Source organism: Pectobacterium sp. CHL-2024 (genome assembly GCF_044751765.1).
GTDB lineage: Bacteria > Pseudomonadota > Gammaproteobacteria > Enterobacterales > Enterobacteriaceae > Pectobacterium > Pectobacterium brasiliense.
Genome location: NZ_JBIXKO010000001.1, coordinates 43,702 through 58,934 on the forward strand (window position 1 = coordinate 43,702; position 15,233 = coordinate 58,934).

Annotated in this window: 12 protein-coding genes and 1 tRNA gene; 6 read left to right on the top strand and 7 right to left on the bottom strand. The window is 50.9% G+C overall.

Annotated features, from left to right (window positions below; genetic code table 11):
* Positions 1–2 precede the first annotated feature (2 nt).
* The 3 genes from napA to napF are packed head-to-tail and all read right to left on the bottom strand — an operon-like array spanning position 3 to position 3,339.
* Positions 3–2,489, bottom strand: a complete 2,487-nt coding sequence (gene napA / locus ACIPUG_RS00210; protein WP_400336809.1) for a nitrate reductase catalytic subunit NapA — start codon at positions 2,487–2,489, stop codon at positions 3–5.
* Entirely contained in the window at positions 2,486–2,806 is a 321-nt protein-coding gene (gene napD, locus ACIPUG_RS00215) for a chaperone NapD (protein WP_014915763.1), read from the bottom strand. The genes napA and napD overlap by 4 nt, the downstream gene beginning before the upstream one ends.
* A complete protein-coding gene (napF, locus tag ACIPUG_RS00220; RefSeq protein WP_400336811.1) occupies positions 2,803–3,339 on the bottom strand; it encodes a ferredoxin-type protein NapF in 537 nt (178 codons plus the stop codon). Before napF ends, napD begins: the two co-directional genes overlap by 4 nt.
* 352 nt (positions 3,340–3,691) lie before the next feature.
* Between napF and narQ the strand changes: the two genes are divergently transcribed.
* Positions 3,692–5,410, top strand: a complete 1,719-nt coding sequence (gene narQ / locus ACIPUG_RS00225; protein ID WP_400336813.1) for a nitrate/nitrite two-component system sensor histidine kinase NarQ — start codon at positions 3,692–3,694, stop codon at positions 5,408–5,410.
* Between the two features lie 85 nt (positions 5,411–5,495).
* Entirely contained in the window at positions 5,496–6,128 is a 633-nt protein-coding gene (gene narP / locus ACIPUG_RS00230; protein ID WP_010307767.1) for a nitrate/nitrite response regulator protein NarP, read from the top strand.
* A 149-nt stretch (positions 6,129–6,277) separates the two neighbouring features.
* On the opposite strand, the gene ACIPUG_RS00235 is transcribed toward narP, so the two are convergent.
* The 3 genes from ACIPUG_RS00235 to ACIPUG_RS00245 form a co-directional block, all read right to left on the bottom strand.
* Positions 6,278–7,120, bottom strand: a complete 843-nt coding sequence (locus ACIPUG_RS00235; RefSeq protein ID WP_203449151.1) for a TIR domain-containing protein — start codon at positions 7,118–7,120, stop codon at positions 6,278–6,280.
* Positions 7,121–7,207: 87 nt separating this feature from the next.
* A complete protein-coding gene (locus ACIPUG_RS00240; protein WP_203449150.1) occupies positions 7,208–7,663 on the bottom strand; it encodes a hypothetical protein in 456 nt (151 codons plus the stop codon).
* Between the two features lie 835 nt (positions 7,664–8,498).
* Positions 8,499–8,575 (bottom strand) — tRNA-Val (locus ACIPUG_RS00245).
* A 345-nt stretch (positions 8,576–8,920) separates the two neighbouring features.
* Between ACIPUG_RS00245 and ACIPUG_RS00250 the strand changes: the two genes are divergently transcribed.
* The gene (locus tag ACIPUG_RS00250) at positions 8,921–9,235 is read left to right on the top strand and encodes a multidrug efflux SMR transporter (protein ID WP_010276539.1); all 315 of its coding nucleotides are present in this window, start codon (positions 8,921–8,923) and stop codon (positions 9,233–9,235) included.
* Between the two features lie 522 nt (positions 9,236–9,757).
* Positions 9,758–10,549 carry an HAD-IIB family hydrolase gene (locus tag ACIPUG_RS00255; RefSeq protein ID WP_400336816.1) on the top strand — a complete coding sequence of 264 codons (792 nt, stop codon included), beginning with the start codon at positions 9,758–9,760 and terminating at the stop codon, positions 10,547–10,549.
* Between the two features lie 47 nt (positions 10,550–10,596).
* Here ACIPUG_RS00255 and ACIPUG_RS00260 read toward each other — a convergent pair whose 3' ends face one another.
* Positions 10,597–11,370, bottom strand: a complete 774-nt coding sequence (locus ACIPUG_RS00260; RefSeq protein ID WP_014915756.1) for a DeoR/GlpR family DNA-binding transcription regulator — start codon at positions 11,368–11,370, stop codon at positions 10,597–10,599.
* Positions 11,371–11,449: 79 nt separating this feature from the next.
* On the opposite strand from ACIPUG_RS00260, the gene ACIPUG_RS00265 reads away from it, so the two are divergent.
* Positions 11,450–12,715 (top strand): metallophosphoesterase, encoded by a 1,266-nt coding sequence (locus tag ACIPUG_RS00265; RefSeq protein WP_400336818.1) that lies wholly within the window; start codon positions 11,450–11,452, stop codon positions 12,713–12,715.
* A 315-nt stretch (positions 12,716–13,030) separates the two neighbouring features.
* A complete protein-coding gene (gene katG, locus ACIPUG_RS00270) occupies positions 13,031–15,205 on the top strand; it encodes a catalase/peroxidase HPI (RefSeq protein WP_039553727.1) in 2,175 nt (724 codons plus the stop codon).
* The last annotated feature ends 28 nt before the right edge of the window (positions 15,206–15,233 follow it).

The following is a 15,233-nucleotide window of genomic DNA, read 5'->3' on the forward strand; positions in this document are numbered from 1 at the left end:
TGTTACACCTTAGCCAGCTTGACGGCACATTTCTTAAAGTCCGTTTCTTTCGACAGCGGATCGGTCGCATCCAGCGTCAGGACGTTAGTCATCTGCGCAGCGTCGAAGAACGGCATATACACCAGCCCACGCGGTGGCTTATTGCGGCCGCGTGTCTCAACAATCGAGACGACTTCACCACGGCGCGAGATAATACGGACTTTCTCACCACGACGCAGATCGCGCGCTTTGGCATCCTGCGGGTGCATAAACAGCACGGCCTCGGGGAAGGCGCGATGCAGTTCTGGTACGCGACGCGTCATGCTGCCGGTGTGCCAGTGTTCCAGAACACGACCGGTGGAGAGCCAGAGATCGTATTCTTCGTCCGGCGCTTCGGCGGCAGGCTCGTACGGCAGCGCAAAAATCACCGCCTTGCCATCCGGTTTACCGTAAAAACGGTAGGCTTCTCCCGCTTTGACGTAAGGATCGTGCCCTTCGCTGTAGCGCCACTGCGTTTCCTTGCCATTAACCACCGGCCAGCGTAGCCCGCGCACTTTGTGGTAGTCATCGAACGGTGCCAGGTCGTGACCGTGCCCACGGCCAAACGCGGCGTATTCTTCAAACAGGCCTTTTTGCAGGTAAAAACCGAAGTCACGGGATTCGTCGTTCAGCTGATTTTCCGCTAATTCACTGAGCGGGAAGCGCGTGGTGACATCATTCGCAAACAGCACGTCGTAGAGCGTTTTGCCACGATAGGCGGGTTTCTGCGCCAGAAGTTCTTCCGGCCATACTTCCTCGATGGCGAAGCGCTTGGCAAAGCTCACCACCTGCCACAGATCCGATTTTGACTCGCCCGGGGCTTTAACCTGCTGACGCCAGAACTGCGTCCGGCGTTCGGCGTTACCGTAGGCACCTTCTTTTTCCACCCACATCGCAGTAGGCAAAATCAGGTCAGCGGACAATGCGCTGATCGTCGGGTAGGGGTCGGATACGACGATGAAGTTACGCGGATCGCGCCAGCCCGGCATACGCTCCTGATTGATGTTCGGGCCGGCCTGCATGTTGTTGTTACACATCACCCAATAGGCATTCAGCGTGCCGTCTTTCAGCGCCCGATCTTGTGCGACGGCGTGCAAACCGATCTTTTCAGGGATCGTGCCTGTCGGTAGCTGCCACAGTTTTTCCGCAATCGCGCGGTGTTTCTCGTTAGTGACGACCATGTCCGCAGGCAGGCGGTGGGCGAAAGTGCCGACTTCACGCGCGGTGCCGCAGGCAGAAGGCTGACCGGTTAATGAGAACGGCCCACAGCCCGGCTGAGAGATCTTGCCCGTCAGCAGGTGGATGTTATAAACCAGATTGTTCGCCCAGACGCCGCGCGTGTGCTGGTTAAAGCCCATCGTCCAGTAGGAGATCACTTTCTTTTTCGGATCGGCGTAGAGTTTTGCCAGTGCTTCCAACTGATCGGCGGGAACGCCGCTGATCGCGACCGTTTTTTCCAGCGTATAGTCGGCGACAAAGGCTTTGTATTCTTCAAAACTCATCGGCTCAGACGCATCGGAACCCGGATTTTTCGCCGTTTTTTCCAGCGGGTGCGTCGGACGCAGTCCGTAGCCAATATCGGTCACGCCTCGGCGCAGGTTCACGTGGCGGGTAAAGAAAGCCTCGTTCATCGCATTGTTTTGGATAATGTAGTTGGCGATGTAATTGAGAATGGCCAGATCGGTTTGTGGCGTAAACACCATACCGTTATCGGCCAGCTCAAAACTGCGGTGCTGATAGGTGGACAGCACGGCGACCGTAACATTGCTGTTCGACAGGCGGCGGTCGGTGATGCGTGACCAGAGAATCGGGTGCATCTCCGCCATGTTGGAGCCCCACAGGACAAACGCATCGGTCTGCTCTATGTCGTCGTAGCAGCCCATCGGTTCATCCATACCGAAGGTACGCATAAAGCCGACGACCGCTGATGCCATACAGTGGCGCGCGTTGGGGTCAATATTGTTGGAGCGGAAGCCCGCTTTGAACAGTTTGGCGGCCGCATAGCCTTCCCAAATAGTCGATTGCCCAGAGCCAAACATTCCTATCGCGTTCGGGCCTTTTTCCTTCAGGGCGGTTTTGAATTTCTCCGCCATGATGTCAAACGCCTGATCCCAAGAGATCGGAGTAAATTCGCCTTCTTTATCGAATTTTCCGTCACGCATACGCAGTAAAGGCTGGGTCACGCGATCCTGCCCGTACATGATTTTTGGCAGGAAATAGCCTTTGATGCAGTTTAATCCGCGGTTAACTGGCGCTTCGGGATCGCCCTGACTGGCGACGATGCGGCCATTTTGCGTTCCCACCAGCACACCGCACCCTACGCCACAGAAGCGGCAAGGCGCTTTATCCCAGTGGATAGCATCGGACTGTTCGGTCACGGCACGAACCGCGGTGGGTATGGTGATGCCTGCGACCGCGGCTGCCGCTGCGACCGCGTTCGCCTTCATAAAGTGTCGTCGACTGAGTTTCATGGTATTTCCTCACCCTGAGCTTGTTGATCAAGAGGTTGTTCATCGAAAGCAAAAGATTGTTCATCACAAGACGGTTCATCAAGCTGGTGATAAACCAGCGAAACCGCCAGTACGCCTGTAAGCTCGCGCATTGACGCTATTTGTTTTAACAGTGCGTCTTCTGAATCTGACTCCAGCACCACGACCATTTTTCCGGTATCGCTATCGCTGGCACCCACTTCTACATTGGGCAGCGTCGCTAACGCCTCGCTAACGGCTGCCATCTGCGCCGTGTTGACGTGAACCACTACACTGCAAACATGCCAGACTGTGCTCATCGGTTTTCCTGTTGCGTCGGGAGACGCGCTGGCGCGGTTTGATATCCCGCGGTGATTTTTTTCATCGACATGGCACCGACAGGGCACCCGGAAATGCATGCACCACAGGTGGTACAGGCGTCGTCATCGATGGACGGTGCGGCAACGCGCCCAATAGTGGGGCGGAATCGTATCGCGCCTGTTTCACATGCATCCTGACAGCTGCGGCATTCCACCTGATGCAGCGATAAACAGGCATCCTGAATCGTCAGGTGGTATTCCCACGGCGTGGTGTGGCTCTCCGCGAACAGCGCTTGTGGACACGCACGTGCGCAGTCGTAGCAGAACGTGCATTCGCCGTGCTGAAAATCGATGGTGGGAAAACCGCCCGAACCACGCTGGATAATCCCCGATCCGCAGGCATCTACGCAGACGTTGCAGCGCGTGCACTGGCTCAGGAACTGGCTTTCTGCACCGCTCCACGGCGGACGCAACGCGTTATTTGCTCGCTGTAGGCCACCAGTCAGTAGGGAACGCCGGGAAAGGTTAGTCATGGCAGTTTTTCGCTCTGGCACGCAATGAAATATCCAATAAAAAACACGCTGTTTTTGTAGGGGTTACACTATTCCTCTTAGGCTGTATGCGATAATCACCCTTTAGAGGTAAATGGTGGTGCCGGATCAAGCTTATGTGGGATTCGCGTCTCATTGGCTTGCGGGAGCGTGTGGGGATCGTGATAGTAAATACCCGTCATACTTCAAGTTGCATGTGCGTTGGCTGCGTTCACTCACCCGAATCACTTACCTGAGTAAGCTCATCGGGACTCATTCTCTTGCCGCCTTCCTGCAACTCGAATTATTTAGGGTATTAGAGTCTGTATGATGCCAAAGAGGATTATTCGTTGTGATGGTTAAACGTCCTGTTTCTACCAGCCTGGCTCGCGCGTTTTTTTATATCGCGTTGCTTTCATTTCTGACGACGGGCATTGCGCTACTGACGTTAGCCAGCGGTTTACGCGATGCAGAAGCGATCAACGTTGCCGGTTCCATGCGAATGCAAAGCTATCGCATGGGGTATGACCTACAGGGCGATCGTGCAGAATTAGCATCGCATCGCCGCCTCTATGCGCAAACGCTGGATTCCCCGGTTTTTCACCTACTGGATCGCTGGTATGTGCCGCGAGATGTGCGCGATCGTTATGCGGCCCTATTGCAGAGCTGGAAAACAATGGATGAGCGCCTGAACGTGGGGGATCGCGTGTGGTATCAGGACAATATTGTCGGCTACGTCACGCAGATCGATCGCTTTGTACTGGCGTTGCAGCATTATTCCGAACGCAAGATGATGATAGTCGTTGTGACATCAATAATTGGCTCGATCACTATCTATATACTGATCTTCTTTACGCTGCGTCGCATTCGCCGCCAGGTGGTGGTGCCGTTGAATAAGCTGATGGCGGCCTGTGCGTCCATTGAGAAGGGGCGTTTTACCCATTCGCGGCTGGACGTCAATCTGCCTAACGAATTGGGATTACTGGCGCAAACCTTCAGTAGCATGACTGACGAACTGCAAAAGCTCTATCGTTCTCTGGAAGACAAAGTCCGGCAGAAAACGCTGCGCTTGCAGGAAGTGAACCGCATGCTGAAGGTGCTGTACAACTGCTCTCAGGCGATGAACGTCAGCACGATCGACAGACATTGTTTTCAGCAGATTCTGCAAATTGTTCGCCGCTATGAAACGGTCGGCTGTCTGGAAATGCGGGTCGGGGAGAACTGGCGGTTATGTGAAGGCCAGCCAGATGAACAGACGGCGTGGCAGGCCTTGCCCATCTGTTTGCAAGACGTTGAGTTTGGGCAACTACGGTGGCAGGCATCAACGCAGCAGCCGTCGGCGCAGCTGATGGAAAGCGTCGCGAATATGCTGGGTCGCGGCCTCTATTTCAATCAGGCACAGAAGCACTACCAGCAGCTGTTACTGATGGAAGAACGTGCCACGATTGCGCGTGAACTGCATGACTCACTGGCTCAGGTGCTTTCTTATCTGAATATCCAGATGACGTTATTAAAGCGTGCGGTAGCGGAAGAAAATGCGCAGGCCCGGCAGATCATCACCGATTTCGAGCAGGCGCTCAGCGATGCGTATCGTCAACTGCGTGAACTGCTGGGCACATTCCGACTGACGCTGCAACAGGCCGATTTGCCGGCGGCGATGCAGGAAATGATTGAGCCGTTGCGTGCGCAGACCCCGGCGACCATTACAATTGACTGCCGGATCCCTACGCAGGCGTTGGATGCATCACAGCAGGTTCACCTGCTGCAAATCATCCGTGAAGCGGTGCTGAACGCCATTAAACATGCGCAGGCGACGGTGATTACCGTCAACTGCCGGACGCAGCCCGATGGTCGTCACTGTGTAGATATTCGTGATGACGGCTGCGGCATTATCAATCAGGAGGAACCTGCGGGACATTACGGCTTAAATATTATGCAGGAACGCGCTGAACGGTTAGGAGGAAAGCTCTCTATTGGCCTTCACCCTGAAGGGGGGACGCAGGTTAGCGTCTGTTTTTCGACGCCGACGACCGCGCGTGAACGCGATAAAACGAACAATCTCTACCCGGAATAAGTTGAGTGGGAAGCAGGCCGCTTGCAGTATGACGGGGATAAATCATAAATAAAATAATAAGATCCATATTACATTGGGGCTGGGCATGTCAGAAAAACCATCTTATCGCGTGCTGATCGTTGACGATCATCCGCTTATGCGCCGGGGAATCCGTCAGCTACTCGCAACCGATGCCATTTTTGATGTGATCGGGGAAGCCAGTAATGGCATGGAGGCGCTGAGCCTCGCGAATCGGGATTCGCCCGATATCATCTTGCTCGATCTCAACATGAAAGGATTGAGCGGGTTGGATACGCTTCACGCGCTGCGGCGCGATGGGATCTGCGCCCGCGTCATTGTGCTGACGGTCTCCGATGCGCCTAGCGATATTTATGCGCTGATGGATGCGGGGGCCGATGGCTATCTGCTTAAAGACAGCGCCCCGGAACATTTGCTGGATGCTATTCGTAACGGTGATGCTTTCAGCGAACAGGTGCGGGACGTGCTGCGCCACCGTATCGCGATACAGGACACGCCGTCGCCCTTTACCGTATTGACGGAGCGCGAATTGGATGTGTTGCAGGAAGTGGCCTCTGGGCTATCCAACAAGCAAATCGCGAGTGTGCTGTATATCTCAGAAGAGACGGTAAAAGTGCATATCCGCAACATGCTGCGCAAACTCAACGTACGCTCCCGCGTCGCCGCCACGGTGCTGTATCTGGAAACGCGCGGCCAGTAAGGCCGCGGTTCTTTTGTCTGAAAAATGAGGAGCTACTTTAGCTTGGCGTAATTTAACTAATGAGGTAAAAGGATTTAAATGTAATTTACAATCACATATTCTTATCATGCATGAAGTGATTAACTTACATTTAAGATAAATTATTTTCACTAAAACTTGATGTCATCATCAATTTTTTTTGAAACTGGATGATTTACCTTTTCACTAATTTTTTGCAGTATATCTTCGTTTTCCAATAAGTAGTCTATTCCATCAGCAGTTATAGAAAATGTGTAATACTCAATGTTATTGTACTCGTGATCTATGGCAATACTCTTATCTAAAAATCCGACCCTTTCTAATTTAATTGCTGCTAAACTAAGTATTCCTTTTTCTACAATCTTAATATCATCAAATGTACTCCAAACAGAAACGCCATCAGGAGAACTTGCATAACTTTCTAGGACTTTAGCTAATAGGTGATGTTCAATGTCACCAAGTTTATAGTTATACCCAGCCTTTTTTCGGGATTTTGTTTGTATATTTAAATCTTGAGAGAGCAGACCTAAACTAGCTACTTCCTTTTTTATTAGAATACAGGGATGGTTTACGGCTGCCTCCAGATTTCCATCTGTTCTCTCGCCGTTATAATCAGCAGGTGTTAGTCCTAAGAGGTCAGTGGGAAAATGTAAATCCGTGTCTCTTGGCTTTACGATAAAGCATCTTTCTTTCCCTAGAGTTCCAACAAAAAGGCCAAGTTCGAAAACCACATTATCTCGAACAATATTCTTTTGTTGGTTTCGAATTTCTGCGATGTCATCTGGTGTGAAAATGAAAATAGCAAAATCTACTGACTCTGCCATTTTAACTAATGAGTCAATTGTATTTTGAGAAAGATTAAACCCATGCTTCCAAACTGTTACCTCAGCTTGGTGATCTAGGTTTACATTAAATGCATCAGCCACATTTAAGCTCTCTAGGGCCGAAGCTATAAATATTCTTGGTTTTCTCATATAGTTTCCTTAAACTCGTATATAAGATGCCTAACACCGCTCTAAACTGCGGTCTATTTAATAATCTACAAGGAGTGAAGTGATTTGTTAAATTTCCTTTTTGTTTTTATGTCGGAGCCTAGGCTTTCTGCCAAATGCAGTTCTTAATTCTTTGATACCCTTTCCTAAAGGAGGTAATTTGGCCGACAAAGGTCCCATTTTTAAAGTACCTCCTGAAATTATTACTGCCGTAGTTAATGCTACAGCTATGCCAGAAAAAACTATAATTAGTGGATTTCTACGATTAATATTTATAATACCAAGTTTATTATCCCCCAATTCTGCATGAGCGTAATTAGATATTTCCCTCCAATCTAAATCATTAATTCCATCTCGGATGGATCTTTGAAAATCTGATTCAATTGAATAATTTTTTTTCTCCATTTCTTTAATTGCTACTGAGTATACTGCTCTAAAGTGATAGAGAAAATCGGTAAGCTCCTCTACATCAATTGGTGACCCATCAGTATCGATTACTATCTCTATATCCATAAAACTTGACATGATAATTTCCTGCATTGTAATTATTTCCTATCTGATGTTTATTTTCATTTGAATCGTGTTAAAAATTATCTAAATTTCACATTAAATGGGATGGCGATAATTAGGCTGTTAATAATAAATCCCCTATAGTTAATATGAATTAGGATTTTAGTGAAAAATATCAAAAAGAGCTTTCTAACAAGGGGCTAAATAATTTTGAAAGAATCTATACATAGTCATAGATAGGATTTACTTAAGTAAGCCCTCGCTTCTTACATTTAGCTTATGGTCTGGTTTCCAGAGTAACAGAGGATCATGTTAATTACGAGCCAGTATCCCTTGATAATTTAATTAGCGTAGATAATTATATCTACTTTACTTCAAGCTGTTCGTGCGTGATTGCTCTTACTCACCCGTCATTTACCAGTGTAAGCTCCTATGGGGTAGATATAATAACCGTTATAACCGGCAATCCCTCGTAATTCATCAATCCGTTCAGACGTTTTAAATGATAGCCAAGTATTTATTAGGTAACTGATAGTATTAAATTTTTCTTTTTATTCTGTCTCTATAAGGGAGAGATGAAAGGTGGTGGTATTGTTCTGAATAGCGGAGCCATACTACGAGATAGGAGCACACTCTCAGTGAATTCGCCAGCTTCTTTCCAGGCTGGCTGCACCAGCACTGCATTTGGGTTTTGGTCCGTTTCGGTTAGCTGTAAGAACCCGAATTAATCAGCAGATGAAAAAATTGGATTTAGTTTGATGTCGATGAAATTAACAAGATACGAGTAGGGAGAATTTCAATTCACATTCATTAACCTACGGGCGTAGGGTAATATTTACAGAATATGAATTGGTACGACCGAGTGGACTCGAACCACCGACCCCCACCATGTCAAGGTGGTGCTCTAACCAACTGAGCTACGGTCGTACAGTAGATAACATCTTAATCAGTAACGTTTTGATTAGAATGCTTTTCTTCATTCCAGCGTTTGGAATGGGCGCTATTATGGACGGCTCCGGGGCTGGTGGCAAGTGCTTTGTTTATCATGTTCTTCCAAGTGTCGAATGTTTAGCCGGATTTGCGTTCGGAGGTTAACTATTTACTGCATTGAAGCAAAATCCGCGAGACCTGGGACGGTTGAGGACATACAGGCTTTACTCCCTGATAGCACAACGCTATCGTATCGCGGCATAGCATCCTGACAGGGGACGACCCCTGACGCGAAAAGGATTCACGGGACGACCCCTATTCGATGTTTAAGGAGAGCAGGGTATGGCCTGGTTTCTATTAGCGCTTGCCGGTTTGTTTGAAATTGTCTGGTCTTACAGCATGAAACTGTCTGATGGCTTCACGAAAGTAGGCGCATCGGTTGTCACAATTGTCGCCATGATTATCAGCTTTGCGCTGTTATCCATGGCGATGAAATCTCTTCCTCTGGGCACCGCCTACACCATCTGGACAGGAATTGGCGCGGTAGGGGCGTTTGTGGTGGGATTGGTCTTCCTCAATGAACCCGCAAATGCGATGAGGATTATCGCTGCGCTGTTGATCGTCAGCGGCTTGATCCTGATGAAGCTGTCCTCATAGCGTATATACCCGTCATACTTCAAGCTGCTTGTGCGTTGGCTGCCCTTACTCACCCCAGTCACTTACCTGAGTAAGCTCCTGGGGACTCGCGCGGTTGCCGCCTTCACGCAACTCGAATTATTTAGGGTATAGTTTTTGAATAACACATTGCGTCTGAACGTCAGGTTCGTCTTCATTTGATCATCTGGCGTGTGGCAGAGCCATCGTCACCTGGCTCTGCCACTTCCTCTCACTTCCTTACTGCTCATTATTGGTTAATTTTGCTTCTTGTTGCTTATTGTCAATAAATGCTATGCTGATTTCTGCGTAATATCTCAATGAATTTGGCGTAAAGTGATTTATGTTGCGCGTTATATGCTCTTTTTAGTGTGTTTATTGCTTGATCGAGCTTAAGCGAGCATTGGCGATTAATCATCACGTCAGTCATCTAACACACCGCACAAAAACGATATCTCTTGGTTCAGGCAGGTTACGGCCTGACTCGCGGCTATCTGTATACGTACAATCTGAAAGGGGAGTGGAATGATCAAGTTGGTAATTACCGATCTGGACGGCACGTTTCTTCACAGCGATGGCGATTACAACAGAGCCTTGTTTGCCGACGTTTATGCGCTAATGAAAGAGAAGGGCGTGCGGTTTGCTGTCTGCACAGGCAAGCAGTGTGAGCGGGTCGAAGCGCTTTTTGGCGATGATGCGAAAGATATCTGGATTCTGGGAGACAGCGCGACACGCATCAAGTATCAGGGAGAGTACGTTTACCAGTCACTTATTAAAAACCGTCTTGCCTTGAGCCTGATTGGCGTGCTGGAAAGCGTAGACGATCGGCACGTAGTCATCGGGTGTACGCCACACGGTGCTATGGTGAAGGAAACGATCGATCCTGCCTTACTGGAAAAGGTGAAAAAGTCGTACACCAATGTGACGCTGATCCCCAGCTTTGCTGCCGTGACCGATGACTTTGTGAAAATCACGGTTTATGACCCAGAAGGACACTGCCACGAGACGGCGAAGTACCTTGATGCGTTTCACGATCATGCCTATATCGTGGTCTCTGAAGCGTCTTGGATCGACATTGCTGATGTCGGCGTACACAAAGGGCACACCGTAGACATCCTTCAGGAGAAATTGGCGATTACGCCAGAGGAAACGATGGTGTTCGGCGACGGGCTCAATGATATTGAGCTAATGAGCCGCGGGGCTTACAGCTTTGCGATGCGCAATGCGTTTGAGGAAACCAAAGCGGCGGCGAATTTTATTGCCCAGAGCAATGATGACGATGGGGTACTGAAAACGATAAAGCTGCTGCTTTCATAAAGTGAACGGCATGAGGCAAACCGGCAGCCGCTGTGGCTACCGTCGCATTATCGGGCAACAATCAGTTCCAGATTTTTTTCGCTTAATGCGCTTTGGCAGGCAGGTGAGATTTCATCATCGGTCACCAGCGTGGTGATTTCATCACATGCAGCCACGCTATAACGAGCCAAAGCGGAGATCTTATTGGCGGTCAGCGCGACGATCACTTCGCTGCTACGGGTGACCAGGCACTTTTTGAACTCTGCATCGTCATATTCAAAAACGGTCAGGCCTTCATTGGCGTCAAAGGCACAGCCTCCCAACAGGCATTGATCGAAATACATCTTCTCTAGCTGCCTGAGCGTATCGATACCAATCGCGCCGCCGACCTCTCTCTGGATCCTTCCGCCAAGAAAGATCACTTCTACATCCTGATGTTGCATCAGCTCTGTTGCGATAATGGGCGAATTGCACACGGCAGTAAACTTCAGGCCCTGCGGGAGCTGCTTCGCCACGGCCAGATTGGTGGTACCGGTGTCAAAGAAAACGCAGCCATTAGGCTTTATCAGCGGGATAACGGCCTGAGCGATGCGGTCTTTCTGAACAGCGTCAATACTCGCTCGACTGGCAAAATCGATGGCCTCTGGCGGCATACTAACCGCACCGCCGTAGACGCGCTTGCAGGCACCGGATTGCGCCAGTTCTTTCAGGTCACGCCGTATGGTGTGCTCGGATACGTTCAATTCACGTGAGAGCTGGGCGCAGACGACTTTGCCTTCCTCGCTGAGGATCTGCCTGATTTTGGATTGCCGTTGCTCGGGAAAGTCGGTGTAATCGAACATATATGTCCTTGGTTAATCAAAATGATGCACAACCTGCCGCCAGCGAGCAGGCTTCATTCTGGTCAATGATGTGTACAGCATGGAATTGCGCCATGTTAATCTGCACCTTCTGGCAACACAACACCTCTACCGCGTTGATCTGCAATGCGTGAGTCATGGTGTAAAATTTACGCGTTACTATACCGACATCACCGATAAAGAGAGAAAAATAGCCGTGTTTCATGTCATTACCGGGCTTATCGCCCTCTATGTTATCTGGCGTCTGGTCTGGCGCTTGCGTGTCGGTGTGTCTGTAAAGCGCATTTTGGCGGTGTTAGTGCTGCTGGCTTCGCAGCATCATCTGATTACGCGCACCTTTTTTGGCACGATGGCGTCGCCGGAAGTGCCCGCATTTGTCTTGATGCTTCTGGGATGGACGTTTGGCGCGCTGCTGATATCCGCATTCCTGCTGTTGGCCGTCGATCTGCTCGGTGTTGTGGGACGTTTGTTATCCCGCTCGGTTGGACAGGTTCTGCTGAACAATATGACGCTGCGTGGTGGCATTGCCGTGGTGGCGATGGGGCTGGCGGCGATAGGCGTTTGGGAAGCGGTGCGCGTTCCTGAAGTACGTACGGTCGAAGTCGAGTTAAAACAACTGCCGCCTGCGCTGGATGGCTTCCGGCTGGTGCAGCTCACGGATTTACATGCCAGTCGCCTGTTACAGCGCCCCTGGATGGAAGCCGTAGTGGCAAAAACCAACGCGCTTAAACCTGATCTGACGGTAATTACAGGCGATCTGGCCGACGGCACTGTGAATGCCCGTCATGATGACATGGAACCGCTGCGTAACCTGACCGCGCCACACGGCGTGTTTGCCATTGTGGGCAACCATGAATATTACGTGGAATATACGCAATGGGTGCAGCGACTGAATGCGCTGGGTTTACGCATGTTGCTTAATGAAAATGTATCGATTGGTCGCGATAATGCCGCGTTTGTGCTAGCAGGGATCACCGATCGTACCGCCGCTGATTTTCAACAGCTGCTGCCAGATACGGGTGCTGCGCTCAACGGAATAGCGCCGGATACCGCTGTCGTTCTGCTCAGCCATCGGCCAACGGGAGCGCAAGAGAATGCGCGTGCTGGAGCGGATTTACAGCTCTCCGGCCATACGCACGGCGGTCAGGTGTTGGGCATGCATTGGGTGACGCAGATGGCGAATGAAGGCTATGTCTCCGGCAGCTATGACGTGGATGGCATGCATCTGTACGTGAGCAATGGCGCGGGTCTGTGGAACGGCTTTCCGATCCGCTTAGGGAAACGTGCCGAGATTACTCAGTTCATACTCCGTTCGCCGTCGCTGTAGTTTTTAAGGTAGCAAAAGAATCCGCGGCCTCTTGAAAGAGGCCGCGATGACAAGCGGACTCATTATCACAAGCTGTGCTATCGGCGAGATTATTGATGCAGATAGGAAAAATGTGCGATTGAACCGCTTTTCATCAGGTTAAGCTATCGCAGAAGTTAGCATATACAATTATAAATTATAGGGAGACTCTGGCACTGTCTTGCATCAAGAAGAAGGAATCGGTGAAGCGCTCTGTTGCCATAAGGCAAGGCTATCGGAGAACGACCCACCTTCTTGCGCAGCGATTAAGGCAATGTAACATACTGGGAGATAACGATGGACGAGAATAAAACGAAACCAGCCGGCAAATGTCCGGTTATGCACGGCGGAAACACTTCTACTGGCTCATCAAACACCGACTGGTGGCCAAATGCCCTCAATCTCGACATTCTTCATCAGCATGATACCAAGACCAACCCGTTAGGCAGCGATTTCAGCTACCGCGACGCCCTCAAAACCCTCGATGTCGATGCCCTCAAAAAAGATCTGCATGCACTGATGACCGATAGCCAGGAGTGGTGGCCAGCGGACTGGGGTCACTACGGCGGCCTGATGATTCGTATGGCCTGGCACTCGGCGGGCTCCTACCGTACGACCGATGGTCGCGGCGGCGGCGGAACGGGTAACCAGCGCTTTGCACCGCTTAACTCCTGGCCGGATAACGTCAGTCTCGATAAAGCGCGCCGTTTACTGTGGCCCATCAAAAGAAAATACGGCAATAAACTCAGCTGGGCTGACCTGATTATTCTGGCGGGTAATATCGCGTATGAATCCATGGGGCTGAAAACATTTGGCTTCGCCTTTGGTCGTGAAGATATCTGGCACCCGGAAAAAGACACCTACTGGGGCTCGGAAAAAGAGTGGCTGGCGAAGAGCACCGGTCGCTATGGCAGCGACGATCGTACCTCGCTGGAAAACCCGCTGGCAGCCGTGCAAATGGGGCTGATTTACGTTAACCCAGAAGGTGTTGATGGCAATCCCGATCCGCTGCGTACCGCACAGGATATGCGCGTGACGTTCTCCCGTATGGCGATGAATGATGAAGAAACCGTTGCCCTGACGGCGGGTGGGCACACGGTGGGTAAAACCCACGGTAATGGCGATGCCAGCCTGCTGGGTGCGGCACCAGAAAGTGCGGATGTTGAGGAACAAGGTCTTGGCTGGCATAACCCGACGGGATCGGGCAAAGGGCGCTATACCGTCACCAGCGGGCTGGAAGGCGCCTGGACAACGCATCCGACGAAATGGGATAACGGCTTCTTCCACATGCTGTTGAATCACGAATGGGAACTGAGAAAGAGCCCGGCGGGTGCATCGCAGTGGGAGCCTGTCAGCATTAAAGAAGAAGACAAACCGGTTGACGTTGAAGACCCGTCTATCCGCTATAACCCGATGATGACCGATGCCGACATGGCGCTGAAAGTTGACCCGGAATATCGCAAGATTTCCGAGCGTTTCTATCAGGATCAGGCTTACTTCTCCGAAGTCTTTGCTCGGGCGTGGTTCAAGCTGACGCACCGCGATATGGGGCCGAAAGCGCGCTACGTGGGTCCAGATGTGCCGCAGGAAGACTTACTGTGGCAGGATCCGGTTCCGGCGGGGCGTACCGACTATGATGTCGATGTGGTCAAAGCACGCATTGCAGAAAGTAGCCTTTCCATCAGTGAACTGGTTGCAACCGCCTGGGACAGCGCCCGTACATTCCGTGGTTCCGATATGCGCGGCGGTGCCAACGGCGCGCGTATTCGCCTCGCTCCGCAGAAAGACTGGGTAGGGAACGAACCTGAGCGTCTGGCGCGCGTGTTAGTCGTGCTGGAAAGCATTGCCGCTGCAACGGGGGCCAGCGTGGCTGATACCATCGTGCTGGCGGGTAATGTGGGGATTGAGAAAGCGGCGAAAGCGGCTGGCGTACAGGTGACTGTGCCGTTTGCTCCGGGACGTGGCGACACCACAGATGCCCTGACCGACGCCGAGTCTTTTGACGTCCTTGAACCTATCCACGATGGCTACCGTAACTGGCTGAAGAAAGACTATGCCGTGAGCGTGGAAGAGCTGATGCTCGATCGCACCCAACTGATGGGGCTGACGGCGAAAGAGATGACGGTGCTGGTTGGTGGCCTGCGTGTACTGGGGACCAACTACGGTGGCACCAAACACGGCGTATTTACGAATCGTGAAGGGGCGCTGACGAATGATTTCTTCGTCAACCTGACCGACATGAAATACACGTGGAAGCCATACCGTAAAGACCTGTATGAAATCCGCGACCGTAAAACGGGCGAAGTCAAATGGACAGCGACGCGTCTGGATCTGGTCTTTGGTTCCAATTCCATTCTGCGCGCCTACGCTGAGGTTTACGCACAGGACGACAGCAAAGAGAAGTTTGTGAATGACTTTGTTGCTGCCTGGGTGAAAGTGATGAATGCGGATCGCTTCGATCTGGCAGAGTAAGACGTCACGCTCCCCGCGCCGGTGTTTT

Coding starts and splice junctions, on each gene's coding strand:
- napA (WP_400336809.1), bottom strand. CDS start 2,489: ATGAAACTCAGTCGACGACACTTTATGAAGGCGAACGCGGTCGCAGCG.
- napD (WP_014915763.1), bottom strand. CDS start 2,806: ATGAGCACAGTCTGGCATGTTTGCAGTGTAGTGGTTCACGTCAACACG.
- napF (WP_400336811.1), bottom strand. CDS start 3,339: ATGACTAACCTTTCCCGGCGTTCCCTACTGACTGGTGGCCTACAGCGA.
- narQ (WP_400336813.1), top strand. CDS start 3,692: ATGGTTAAACGTCCTGTTTCTACCAGCCTGGCTCGCGCGTTTTTTTAT.
- narP (WP_010307767.1), top strand. CDS start 5,496: ATGTCAGAAAAACCATCTTATCGCGTGCTGATCGTTGACGATCATCCG.
- ACIPUG_RS00235 (WP_203449151.1), bottom strand. CDS start 7,120: ATGAGAAAACCAAGAATATTTATAGCTTCGGCCCTAGAGAGCTTAAAT.
- ACIPUG_RS00240 (WP_203449150.1), bottom strand. CDS start 7,663: ATGTCAAGTTTTATGGATATAGAGATAGTAATCGATACTGATGGGTCA.
- ACIPUG_RS00250 (WP_010276539.1), top strand. CDS start 8,921: ATGGCCTGGTTTCTATTAGCGCTTGCCGGTTTGTTTGAAATTGTCTGG.
- ACIPUG_RS00255 (WP_400336816.1), top strand. CDS start 9,758: ATGATCAAGTTGGTAATTACCGATCTGGACGGCACGTTTCTTCACAGC.
- ACIPUG_RS00260 (WP_014915756.1), bottom strand. CDS start 11,370: ATGTTCGATTACACCGACTTTCCCGAGCAACGGCAATCCAAAATCAGG.
- ACIPUG_RS00265 (WP_400336818.1), top strand. CDS start 11,450: ATGGAATTGCGCCATGTTAATCTGCACCTTCTGGCAACACAACACCTC.
- katG (WP_039553727.1), top strand. CDS start 13,031: ATGGACGAGAATAAAACGAAACCAGCCGGCAAATGTCCGGTTATGCAC.